This window comes from Laribacter hongkongensis DSM 14985 (assembly GCF_000423285.1).
Taxonomy (GTDB): Bacteria; Pseudomonadota; Gammaproteobacteria; order Burkholderiales; family Aquaspirillaceae; genus Laribacter; species Laribacter hongkongensis.
The window spans coordinates 94,158-105,692 of the sequence record NZ_KE383997.1; the positions used below are offsets into that span (position 1 = coordinate 94,158).

General features: G+C 63.7%; 12 protein-coding genes. 3 read left to right on the plus strand and 9 right to left on the minus strand.

Features of this window, described 5'->3' with window-relative positions; translation table 11 throughout:
• Nucleotide 1: 1 nt before the first annotated feature.
• From trpB to leuB, 8 genes are all read right to left on the minus strand, one after another.
• Entirely contained in the window at nucleotides 2-1,201 is a 1,200-nt protein-coding gene (gene trpB / locus G542_RS0114585) for a tryptophan synthase subunit beta (protein ID WP_012696728.1), read from the minus strand.
• Nucleotides 1,188-1,823, minus strand: coding sequence for a phosphoribosylanthranilate isomerase (locus tag G542_RS0114590; protein WP_027824497.1), 636 nt, complete (start codon nucleotides 1,821-1,823; stop codon nucleotides 1,188-1,190). The genes trpB and G542_RS0114590 overlap by 14 nt, the downstream gene beginning before the upstream one ends.
• Nucleotides 1,824-1,831: 8 nt before the next feature.
• The gene (gene truA / locus G542_RS0114595; RefSeq protein ID WP_027824498.1) at nucleotides 1,832-2,608 is read right to left on the minus strand and encodes a tRNA pseudouridine(38-40) synthase TruA; all 777 of its coding nucleotides are present in this window, start codon (nucleotides 2,606-2,608) and stop codon (nucleotides 1,832-1,834) included.
• On the minus strand, nucleotides 2,605-3,237 hold the full coding sequence (locus G542_RS17715) for a CbiQ family ECF transporter T component (protein WP_051190093.1): 633 nt from the start codon (nucleotides 3,235-3,237) through the stop codon (nucleotides 2,605-2,607). Before G542_RS17715 ends, truA begins: the two co-directional genes overlap by 4 nt.
• An 8-nt stretch (nucleotides 3,238-3,245) precedes the next feature.
• Nucleotides 3,246-5,030, minus strand: a complete 1,785-nt coding sequence (locus G542_RS0114605) for a FimV C-terminal domain-containing protein (RefSeq protein WP_156092918.1) — start codon at nucleotides 5,028-5,030, stop codon at nucleotides 3,246-3,248.
• A 139-nt stretch (nucleotides 5,031-5,169) separates the two neighbouring features.
• Nucleotides 5,170-6,069: an Asd/ArgC dimerization domain-containing protein gene (locus G542_RS0114610; protein WP_012696722.1), complete on the minus strand. Its 900-nt coding sequence runs from the start codon at nucleotides 6,067-6,069 to the stop codon at nucleotides 5,170-5,172.
• Between the two features lie 89 nt (nucleotides 6,070-6,158).
• Nucleotides 6,159-7,271 carry an aspartate-semialdehyde dehydrogenase gene (gene asd, locus G542_RS0114615; protein ID WP_012696721.1) on the minus strand — a complete coding sequence of 371 codons (1,113 nt, stop codon included), beginning with the start codon at nucleotides 7,269-7,271 and terminating at the stop codon, nucleotides 6,159-6,161.
• A 91-nt stretch (nucleotides 7,272-7,362) separates the two neighbouring features.
• A complete protein-coding gene (gene leuB / locus G542_RS0114620) occupies nucleotides 7,363-8,424 on the minus strand; it encodes a 3-isopropylmalate dehydrogenase (RefSeq protein ID WP_012696720.1) in 1,062 nt (353 codons plus the stop codon).
• A 206-nt stretch (nucleotides 8,425-8,630) separates the two neighbouring features.
• Here leuB and G542_RS0114625 point away from each other — a divergent pair, with 206 nt between their 5' ends.
• The 3 genes from G542_RS0114625 (at nucleotide 8,631) to bfr (ending at nucleotide 10,859) form a co-directional block, all read left to right on the plus strand.
• Entirely contained in the window at nucleotides 8,631-10,037 is a 1,407-nt protein-coding gene (locus tag G542_RS0114625) for a PhoH family protein (RefSeq protein WP_012696719.1), read from the plus strand.
• 101 nt (nucleotides 10,038-10,138) lie between these two features.
• Entirely contained in the window at nucleotides 10,139-10,327 is a 189-nt protein-coding gene (locus tag G542_RS0114630; RefSeq protein WP_012696718.1) for a (2Fe-2S)-binding protein, read from the plus strand.
• A 55-nt stretch (nucleotides 10,328-10,382) separates the two neighbouring features.
• Nucleotides 10,383-10,859, plus strand: a complete 477-nt coding sequence (gene bfr / locus G542_RS0114635; protein ID WP_012696717.1) for a bacterioferritin — start codon at nucleotides 10,383-10,385, stop codon at nucleotides 10,857-10,859.
• A 131-nt stretch (nucleotides 10,860-10,990) separates the two neighbouring features.
• Here the strand turns inward: bfr and G542_RS0114640 are convergent, their stop codons facing one another.
• Nucleotides 10,991-11,473 carry an SRPBCC family protein gene (locus G542_RS0114640; protein ID WP_012696716.1) on the minus strand — a complete coding sequence of 161 codons (483 nt, stop codon included), beginning with the start codon at nucleotides 11,471-11,473 and terminating at the stop codon, nucleotides 10,991-10,993.
• Between the last annotated feature and the right edge of the window lie 62 nt (nucleotides 11,474-11,535).

The following is an 11,535-nucleotide window of genomic DNA, read 5'->3' on the forward strand; positions in this document are numbered from 1 at the left end:
CTCACAGTTCGATGCCCGCCAGTCGCGCGACGGTGTTGATGTCCTTGTCGCCCCGGCCGGAGAGATTGACCAGAATCACCTGCTCCGGCGACATGCCGGCCGCCATCTTCATGGCATGGGCCACGGCATGGCTGGATTCCAGCGCCGGAATGATGCCTTCCAGCCGGCACAGGGTATGGAATGCCTCCAGGGCTTCGGTATCGGTAGCGGCCACATATTCGGCACGACCGATGTCCTTGAGGTAGCTGTGCTCCGGGCCCACGCCGGGGTAATCCAGCCCGGCCGAGATCGAATGGGTTTCGATGATCTGGCCGTCGGCATCCTGCATCAGGTACATGCGTGCACCGTGCAGGACGCCCGGGCGCCCTGCCGACAGCGGCGCCGCATGACGCCCGGTCTCGACACCGTCGCCACCGGCTTCGACACCGACCATGCGCACGCCCGGTACGTCGACATACGGATGGAACATGCCGATGGCGTTGGAACCGCCACCGACACAGGCAACCACGGCATCCGGCTGGCGACCGATCACCTCGGGCATCTGCACCAGTGCTTCCTGGCCGATCACCGACACGAAATCACGCACCAGCATCGGATACGGGTGCGGACCGGCTGCCGTGCCGAGGATGTAGAACGTGTTGTCGACGTTGGTGACCCAGTCGCGCATGGCTTCGTTGAGCGCGTCCTTCAGGGTCCGGCTGCCGCTTTCCACCGGCACCACCGTCGCCCCCAGGAGCTTCATGCGGAAGACATTGGGTGCCTGGCGCTTGACGTCCTCGGCACCCATGTACACCACGCACTCCATGCCGTAGCGGGCAGCCACGGTGGCGGTTGCCACGCCATGCTGGCCAGCGCCGGTTTCGGCGATCACCCGCTTTTTGCCCATACGCCGCGCCAGCAGGGCCTGGCCGATGGCGTTGTTGATCTTGTGGGCGCCGGTATGGTTGAGGTCTTCGCGCTTGAGCCAGATCTGGGCACCGCCGCACGCTTCCGACAGGCGGCGGGCGTGGTACACCGGGCTTGGCCGTCCGACATAATGCTTGAGCTCGTAATGGAACTCGGCCATGAAGGCCGGGTCCTGGCGGGCGGATTCGTATTCCTGCCGCAAGGCATCCAGTGCGGCCATCAGCGTTTCAGCGACAAACACTCCGCCATACGGGCCGAAGTGACCGCGCGCATCGGGCTGGTCATAAATCTGCATGTCTGACTCCTGAGATGAAGGCCGCGATCAGCGCGGCATCCTTGATTCCTTTGGCGGCCTCGACGCCGCTTGATACATCCACCGCCGCCGGCCGTACCCGTTGCACGGCGTCGGTCACATTGTTCGGGGTCAGCCCGCCGGACAGGACCAGCGGCAGCGGCAGGTCCGGCGGCAGCAGGGTCCAGTCGAACACGGCACCGGTGCCGCCGGCCTGGCCCGGCACAAAGGCGTCGGCCAGCAGGCCGCGCGCATCAGCGTAACGCCGGGCGTATGCCATGAGGTCCATGCCCGGACGCACCCGTACGGCCTTGAGGTAAGGGCGGGCAAACTGCCGGCAGAATTCCGGTGGTTCCTCGCCATGAAACTGCAACACATCGACCGGTAGCGCCTGCAAGACGGCCTCGACCTCCTCCACCGACGGATCGACGAACAGCGCCACCACCGTCACGAAGGGCGGCAGCGCGGCAATGACGGCGCGTGCAGCCTTGATCGGCACATGCCGCGGACTGGGCGGGTAAAACACCAGCCCGATGGCATCGGCACCGGCCGCCGCGCACTGTTCGGCGTCTTGCGGGCGGGTCAGGCCACAGATCTTGATACGGGGGGCAGGCTTGGCAGACATTCGGCGCTCTAGAGAAACACCCGGCGGCAGGCTGCCGGCAGGCCAAAGTGGCTAGGATACCCCACCGCGGTCAGATACAAGCCATCCGGCATGAAAGTCGGCGGTGCCTGCGTGCGGTCACGGGCGGCCAGCAGTCCGGCCATCCACTCCGGCGCATGTGCGCCCTTGCCGACGTAGACCAGCGCACCCACCAGGTTGCGTACCATATGGTGCAGGAAAGCGTCGGCCTGCAAATCAAAACGGATCAGGCCGTCGTGCCCGCTGATGTCAAAGCGGGTCAGGGTCTTGACCGGGGTTTTCGCCTGGCATTCGGCAGCCCGGAAGCTGGAAAAATCATGCTGTCCCAGCAGCAGGCCAGCCGCATCCTGCATGGCAGGCACGTCCAGCGGAGCATGAAACCAGCCGACCCGCCCGGCACCCAAGGCCGGCCGCACCGGATGGTTCATCAGGTAATAGCTGTAGCTGCGCGAGCAGGCCGAAAACCGGGCATGGAAATCCTCTGCCACCGGCTGCGCCCACAGGACGGCCACACCAGGCGGCAAAAACCGGTTGACGCCACGCACCCACGCCGTCAGCGGCCGTTCGACTCCGGTATCAAAGTGCACCACCTGCTGCGAGGCATGCACACCGGTATCGGTCCGGCCGGCCGCCAGCACGCCGACCGGATGCCCGGCAATCTGCGACAGCGCCCCTTCCAGGGCGCCCTGCACGGTGTCCTGGTCCGGTTGCCGTTGCCAGCCGGCAAAACCACGGCCGTCATATTCAAGCCCGAGGGCGATTCTCATGCCATCCACAGGCTCGCCAGCACAGCCATCGCCGCTGCAAGGACCAGCCCGTCCCGTAAGTGAAAATGCGGGCATTGTAACGTCAATTGCCGTACGGCCCCGTCTTCGGCGGCAGGGCGGGAAAGCTCGGCCCGCAATTCACGCCAGCCCCGGCGCTGCGCCAGCCAGGCATCAGCTTCTTCCAGCGCCAGCCCCACCAGCAAGACACCCCGCTCCGGACGCAATCCCAGATACCTCATGGGCCGCGCCAGGGTCCACAACGCCACCAGCTGTTCCGCCCGCGAAGAGCAGGCCAGCACCAGCCGGATGGCACACACCAGCGCCAGCAACCTCAAGGCATGCTCGCCCCCGGTCAGCAGTCCCTCACGGGTTGGCGCCCACGCCATGGGCCAGAGCGGCTCGCCCGGAACCGTCCAGGCAAAGGCTGCCAGCAGCGTCAGCAACAGCCAGCGCAACCGCCGCATGGTCGGTCCAAGGCTGCCGGGTACACTGATCGCCAGCACGCCGAACATAGCCAGGGCCAGCACCGCTTGCGCCTGCGGCACCAGCACCGGCAGGGCAAGTGCCAGCACCAGCCACAGCAGGAACCGGGTTGCCGGGTGCAGGCCGGCCAGCCACCGCAGCTGCATCCGGCGGCTTAACTGGCCGATGCCATGCCGGCCAGCAGCTTGCGGGCTTCGGCCCGCTGCGCTTCACTGCCGGCCTGCAACACTTCTTCAACAATCTCGCGGGCGCCCTCGCCATCCCCCATGTCGAGATACACCCGCGCCAGCGCCAGCTTGGTATCCAGTGGATCACCATCCAGCATGTTGTCGAAATCAAGCTCCATGCCGTTGGTGTCTGAAGGCAAAGGCGCCGGTGCCGGCTGGATTTCTTCCAGCGGAAAATCAAACTCCAGCAGGCTGGGTTCGGCCTTGGGCTCAGGCTCAGGCTCAGGCTCCGGTTCAGGCTCTTCAACGGGGGGTTCAGGCTCGGGTGGCGGGGGCTCCATCACGGCAGGCGGTACGCTGGGGCCTGGCGTGGAAAAACCTGCCAGCAGGTCGTCGATCGAATCCTGGTCAATCGCCACCGGCTCCTCTTTCTCCGCCTCCACAGCAGGAGCCGGTTCGGGCTCTGCCGGAGTTTCGGGTGCGGCCGGAGGATGGATGTCCTCCATCATGGCCGCCAGCAGGTCTTCTTCCTGTGCAGCAACAGGCGCAGCCACCTCGACCGGCGAAGGTGCGGCTACAGGCTCGACGGCATCACCGAAAATGGCGTCCATGTCCATGTCCAGTGACATGACCGCCGGCGCAGGTGCCGGCACGGCTTCCGGAGTGGCCGACAGCACGGCCGCACCATCGTCCGCATCGTGGAACTCATAGTTTTCCAGCATCGGCTCGGCTGCGGCCACAACAGGCGCCGGAACCTCCGCCGGATGAGGGGCTGCCTCGGCCATGGCTTCGGCACTGGCAAGGGCCTCCGCCAGCGCGGCTTCACTCGAGGCCGTAGACAAGTCGGCCTCCAGCACCGCCGGTTCGGCCATGACCGGAGCCATGGCTGCCACCACAGGTGCAGGTGCCTCCGGCAAGGCAGGCAGCTCCGGCTCTGGCGGGCGGGCCGTCATGACCTGGCTGGCACCGGTCTCGTCCCCGGAGGGAGAGTCCGGCCGGTTGCGCCGGCGACGCCACCACAACAGACCGGCACCGCCAGCGAGCAAGACGGCGAGCGTGGCGGCAGCACCGGCTGCGACAGACGACCACTGCCAGCCGCTGTCCTGTGCACGGACTGGAGTCACCGGAGCCGGCTTGCCTGCTGCTTTCACTTTGACGGCCGGCGCCTCCTTGCTGTTGGAGCGTGCCTGGGCAGCTTCGTATTCCTGCCGGGCAATCCGGTCCAGTTCGGCGACGGACACCATCGGTGCCGGGCTAGCCGCTGCCGGCTGCTGCACCTGGGACGGACTGGTTCCGGGCAGGTTTTCCGGATCGGGAACCGGTCTGGCAGGCGGAGCAGCATCGGGAGCCTCTACCGGCGCGCCCTGACTGCGGACAGGCTCTTTGGACGTGGTTGGCAACAAGACCGTGTAGTAGCGGTATTCCGGCGCCTGTCCTGCGGCGCTCAGCTCCACTACCAGCGAAAGATAGGGGTCGGTCAGCGCCCTGGTGGACGCCAGACGCACCACCGGCTGCCCGTCGGCAGTACGATCGATTCGCATCGACACGGCCTGCTGCTGTGCCGGCAGCCAGTCGGCCCCGGCGCTGTGGTAAAACGCCCGCGGAGCCGAGGCAACCTGCGCACCGTCAGGCGCGGTGGTCAGGGCAATGTCGGCCCTCAGGGCCTCGCCTTGTCTGGAATGAACCGTCAACGGGCCCAAGGCAGCCCAAGCGGTCGGGAGAAAACTGCTGCCCAGCAGCAGGCAGGCGGACAAACGAACCAATGCGCGCAAGATAGGGTCTCTGTTCGGAAAGCCGGCCGGATGGCCTGAAGCCACCCGGCAATCAAGAAGTGACGTTGGTCACTTTTACCCAAAGCGGCCCCCTTCACGCAAGCATTACCGGCAAAAACCGCGGGCAGTCACCCGAAAGTCAGCCGGCATGCCTCACGGCTTCACGCGCCATCATCCGCAAGCCGTCTCCGGTCAGCCACAGGCTGATCCGGCGACCATGCACGCGCAGGCGGCTGGCCAGCAGGCGGTCTTGTCCCAGCACGTCCATCGGCGTGGCCACCATGCCCTCCGGGTTCATGTCGGTCCATTCCATCCCGGCATCAGCCAGTGCCTTGGCCAATACCGTTGCACTGGCGGCTTCCCGCAGTTCGATTTCCACCGACAGGCTGTGACCGAAGAACACCGGTGCCTGCACCACCGTTACCGACAGCCCGGCCTGCTGCGGCAACAACAGGCCCAGCGACTCTTGCAAGGCGCGTTCGCTGTCGCTGCAGCCATCCGGTCCGATCTTGCCAACCTGCGGGATCAGGTTGAATGCCACCTGCCGGTCAAACACTTCGCGCTCGTAGCTTTTCTGGTTGAACAGCGCCATGGTCTGCTGGGCCAGTTCATCCACTCCGTGCCGGCCCGCAGCCACGACCGGCAACATGGCGGTCACGGTCAGGTGGTCCACGTCGGCCGGCAGCCCGCGCAACAACACGGCCAGCATGCTGGCCAGCGGTGCATGCACGTGCTCGGCACCATGAATGCGTCCGCCAAGGTCAATCACCCGGCAACCGGCTGCCAGGGCCGCAGCAGCCACCGGATCAACAGCTTCGCTGGCGGCATGGAACACCAGGTCAAAATCAGCCGGTACAAATTCAGCGGTATCTTCGATATCCAGCTCGCGTCGGCCCAGGGCAACTCCCTCACCCGCCGACGCGGCAGATGCAAACACGCGCAACGAAGCCATCGGCAGGGCCAGTTCGGCCATGGCTTGCAGCAGGGCACGGCCGACGGCACCAGTGGCGCCCAGCAGGGCAAGTCGGGCTTGGCTCATATCAGGATTCTCCAGAAAGGGAAAAGGGCGCGAGAATCGCGCCCTTTTGGAGTCCAGGTCAAGCTGGTTTGGTTCCAGCCGGCCCGGTCTCAGCGATCAAGCAGGATGCGCAGCATGCGGCGCAGCGGTTCGGCAGCACCCCACAGCAGCTGGTCGCCGCACGTAAAGGCGCTGATGTATTCCGGGCCCATGGCGAGCTTGCGGATACGGCCGACCGGGACGGTCAGGGTGCCGGTCACGGCTGCCGGAGTCAGTTCCTTCATCGACACTTCACGCTGGTTCGGCACCACTTTGACCCAGTCGTTGTGAGCGGCCAGCATGGCTTCGATCTCGTCGACCGGCACGTCTTTCTTCAGCTTGATGGTCAGGGCCTGGCTGTGGCAGCGCATGGCACCGACCCGCACGCACAGGCCGTCGATCGGCACCGGACGGTCGCTGCGGCCGAGGATCTTGTTGGTTTCAACGCCACCCTTCCATTCTTCCTTGGACTGGCCGTTGCCGAGATCCTTGTCGATCCACGGAATCAGGCTGCCCGCCAGCGGCACACCGAAGAATTCGGTCGGGTTGGCATCCGAGCGGATGAACTCGGCCACTTTGCGGTCGATGTCGAGGATGGCGCTCTGCCTGTCGGCCAGCTCGGCTGCCACGGCAGCGTTGATGGCACCCATGCCCTTGAGCAGTTCGCGCATGTTGTTGGCACCAGCGCCGGATGCGGCCTGGTAGGTCATGGAGGTCGCCCAGTCGACCAGGTCGTTCTGGAACAGGCCGCCCAGCGCCATCAGCATCAGGCTGACGGTGCAGTTGCCGCCGACGAAGGTCTTGCCGCCACGGGCCAAGGCATCGCGGATCACGTTCTGGTTGACCGGATCCAGGATGATCACGGCGTCCTTGTCCATGCGCAGCGAGCTGGCAGCATCGATCCAGTAACCGGTCCAGCCGGTCGCCTTGAGCTGCGGATACACCTCGTTGGTGTAGTCGCCGCCCTGACAGGTGATGACCACATCGCAGGCCTTCAGTTCGTCGATGTTTCTGGCGTCCTTCAGGGCCGGTGCTTCCTTGCCGCCCAGTACCGGTGCCTTGCCTCCCGGGTTGGAGGTGGTGAAGTACACCGGTTCGATCAGGGCAAAGTCGCCCTCTTCCACCATGCGCTGCATCAGCACGGAACCGACCATGCCGCGCCAGCCAACCAGACCGACTCTCATGTTTACTACTCCCTTTGTATCAGTTTTGCGTATTTTGGAATGCTGACCGGGCGCCATGACCGGCGCCCGGAAGATCAATCCGGTTCCGGAATCACAGCCCGGCAATCACGGCGTCACCCATCTGGCGGGTACCGACCTTTTCCGTGCCCGGCTGCCAGATGTCGGCGGTGCGCAGGCCCTTGGCCAGCACGGCCTTGACGGCGTTGTCGATCCGGTCTGCCGCGGCGGTTTCGCCGAAGGTGTAACGCAGCATCATCGCCACCGACAGGATGGTGGCCAGCGGGTTGGCCACCCCCTTGCCGGCGATGTCCGGTGCCGAGCCGTGGATCGGCTCGTAAAGCCCCTTGCCGTTGGCGTCGAGCGAGGCCGACGGGAGCATGCCGATCGAGCCGGTGAGCATGGACGCGGCATCGGAAAGGATGTCGCCAAACATGTTGCCGGTCACCATCACGTCAAACTGTTTGGGGTTGCGCACCAGCTGCATGGCTGCGTTGTCAACCAGCATGTGCGACAGCTCGACGTCCGGATACTCGGCCGAAACCTCGATCATCACGTCACGCCAGAGCTGGGTACATTCGAGCACGTTCATCTTGTCGACCGAGCACAGGCGCTTGCTGCGCTTCCGGGCAATGCGGAATGCCGAGTGGGCAATGCGGCGGATTTCCGATTCGCTGTAAATCATGGTGTTGAAACCGACACGCTCGCCATTGCGCATTTCGATGCCGCGCGGTTCGCCAAAGTAGATGTCGCCGACCAGTTCGCGCACGATCATGATGTCGAGACCGGCAACGATTTCCGGACGCAGCGACGAGGCACTGGCCAGTTCCGGATACAGCACGGCCGGGCGCAGGTTGGAAAACACGTTCATGCCCTTGCGGATGCGCAGCAGACCCCGTTCCGGTCGCTGTTCGCGCGGCAATACATCGTACTGCGGACCACCGACGGCACCGAGCAGCACTGCGTCGGCTTCTTGCGCCAGCTTCAGGGTAGCGTCCGGCAGCGGGTCGCCGGCAGCATCGACGGCACAACCGCCGATCAGGGCCGTTTCGGTTTCAACCGGCAGGCCGTCAGCCTTGAGACACTCCAGTACACGAACGGCTTCAGCAACAATTTCCGGCCCGATGCCATCGCCGGGCAGCACAGCAATCTTCAAGATTCACCTCTGGGTATTTATCAGGTTTGGCGTATTTTGTTGACTCGATAATAACCTGATGCCGTTGGGGTGATGCAATGGTTGCGTACTTTTTTAACGGTCGTCAGAACGTACCTGCGCGGCGTAAGCTACAACCGGGTTGAGGGAAACTGCCGGTCTCCGGGCAGCCCGCTTCCCGTTCCCGCCATCACTGACAGGATGTCGTCATGCCGAAGAAAAAAGCCTCCCCCGCCCTGACCAAACTGTTTGTGCTCGATACCAATGTTTTGATGCACGATCCCACCTCGTTGTTCCGGTTTGACGAGCATGATCTGTTCATCCCCATCATCACGCTCGAAGAGCTGGACGCACACAAAAAAGGCATGAGCGAGGTCGCCCGCAATGCCCGGCAGGCCAGCCGTTTCCTGGATGAACTGGTAGCAGGATTCCAGGGCGACATCGAGTCCGGCATCTCTCTGGCCGAGAAAAGCATGGGTGCTTCGACCGGCAAACTGGTGCTGCAAACCCAAGCCATTGCGGCCGAGCTGCCGCAAAGCCTGCCCATGGGCAAGGCGGACAACCAGATCCTCGGCATCGTGATGGCACTCCAGCACCGCGAGCCGCAGCGTCAAGTCATCCTGGTGTCCAAAGACATCAACATGCGCATCAAGGCGCGGGCACTGGGACTGGCTGCCGAAGACTACTTCAACGACAAGGTGCTGGAAGATACCGACCTCCTGTACGCCGGTACGCTGGAACTGGACGCTGCCTTCTGGGAACGCAACGGTACCGATCTGGCCAGCTGGCCGGACGGCAACCGGGTACGCTACCGCATGACCGGCCCAGATGTTCCCAGGCTGTACCTGAACCAGATCCTCTGGCAGGAAGGCGACAACCCGTTTGCTGCCCGCGTGGTGGACATTGCCGGCAAGACAGCCGAACTGGTCACGTTGCGCGACTACAGCCACCACAAGAACAGCGTCTGGGGCATCACCGCCCGCAACCGCGAGCAGAATTTCGCCCTCAACCTGCTGATGGATCCGGAAATCGATTTCGTGACGCTGCTGGGCCAGGCCGGCACCGGCAAGACCCTGCTGACGCTGGCCGCGGGGCTGGCACTGGTGCTGGAGCAGAAGCTGTACACCGAAATCATCATGACCCGGGTTACCGTCCCGGTCGGTGAAGACATCGGCTTCCTGCCCGGCACCGAGGAAGAAAAAATGTTGCCGTGGATGGGCGCACTGGAGGACAACCTGGACGTGCTGACCCAGCCCTCTCACGAAACCGGAGACTGGGGCCGGGCCGCCACCCGCGATCTGGTCCGCAGCCGGATCAAGATCAAGAGCCTCAACTTCATGCGCGGCCGCACTTTTCTCAACAAGCTGATCCTGATTGACGAAGCCCAGAACCTGACGCCCAAGCAGATGAAAACGCTGATTACCCGCGCAGGACCAGGCACCAAGGTGGTGTGCCTGGGCAACATCAGCCAGATCGATACGCCGTACCTGACCGAAGGCAGCTCGGGCCTGACCTATGTGGTCGACCGCTTCAAGGGCTGGGACCACAGCGGTCACGTAACGCTGGCACGTGGCGAGCGTTCGCGGCTGGCCGAATACGCATCCGAGGTACTGTAGCGAGCAGCAAGCCGGCAGGCTCCGCTGGTCGGAACCGGCTTTAGTTGAGAAATACTCTCAACAATAATGGGCGACATCCGTGTTGCCCGTTTTCTTTTTCCATGTACGTCTGCCTGTGCTTCCCCACTACCGAACAAGACATCCGTCACGCTGCCCGCCAGGGCGCCAGCAAACTGCGTGACCTGTATCCGGTCGCCACCCGTTGCGGCAAGTGCGGCCGCTGCGCCCACCAGCTGCTGCAACAGAACCAGCCGGAAACCGGAACAGCCTCCGTCAATACCGCCTTGTGAAGCAGGCATCCCTTGCCATACTCCGATGAGCAGAAACGGCTCCGGAGACAACACCATGCAAGGCGACAATCAGGTCATCGCGCACCTCAACCACATCCTCAAAAACGAACTTACCGCCATCAACCAGTATTTCCTGCACGCCCGCATGTGTCGCAACTGGGGCCTGGCGAAGCTTGACCGGCATGAATACCAGGAATCCATCGAGGAAATGAAGCATGCCGACCGGCTGGTCGAGCGCATCCTGTTCCTGGAAGGACTGCCGAACCTGCAGGATCTTGGCAAGCTTTACATCGGCGAAACCCCCGAAGAGATCCTCGCCTGTGACCTGCGCCTGGAAATGGAGGGATTGCCCGCCTTGCGCGAGGCAATTCAACACTGTGAAACCATCCGCGACTATGTCAGCCGTGAGCTGCTGGCCGACATCCTTGCAGATGAGGAAGAACACGTGGACTGGCTGGAAACCCAGCGGGACCTGCTGCACCGCATCGGACGGGAAAACTGGCTGCAAAGCCAGATGCAGGCAACTGACTAGTCCGCCGCACCGACAACTCTCCCGAATAAACCCGGCCTCCGGAACATGCCAGGGCCGGGACATCATCTCCGGACCGGGTCATCCGGTGCCTGTAACCGACGGCTTCAGGCACCCGTATCCCCAAGACTGCCTCACCGCCCGGAAGCATCCGGGCCGGCATCGAATGCGCCGCTTTCCGCCAGCTCGCGCAGCTTCTGCATGGCTTCGGTATCCGACTGCTGCCAGGCCGAACGCAGATAACTGCCCACATCCACACCGTCCTCGACCCGCTCGGCCAGCGGTGTCTCATAGCAAAAACGGACAAACAGCTCACCGGCATCCGGCTCTTCGATACTGACCGTCAGGTGACCGCCTGCATGCGCTTCACTTGCCAGCGTGTGGTAATGAAACCTGACACCATCATCAAAAGCGATGCGGTCACGTACCTCCATGTCACCGAACCACATCACCCGCTCGATGAAATCCTCGCCGCGATCCAGTATTTCCACCCGGTCGATATGCGGCAAAAACACATGCGGCTGCTCGACGCGATGCATCAGCCCGCGCCACAGCTGGTCACGGGTCAGGGATTTAACGTGGGGTGCATTGATGCGCACCAGATGTTCATACTTCATGCAAAGGTTCCGATCCTGAAAACACACGGGGCAACAAGCAGGAAATGGAGGCGGAATGCCTC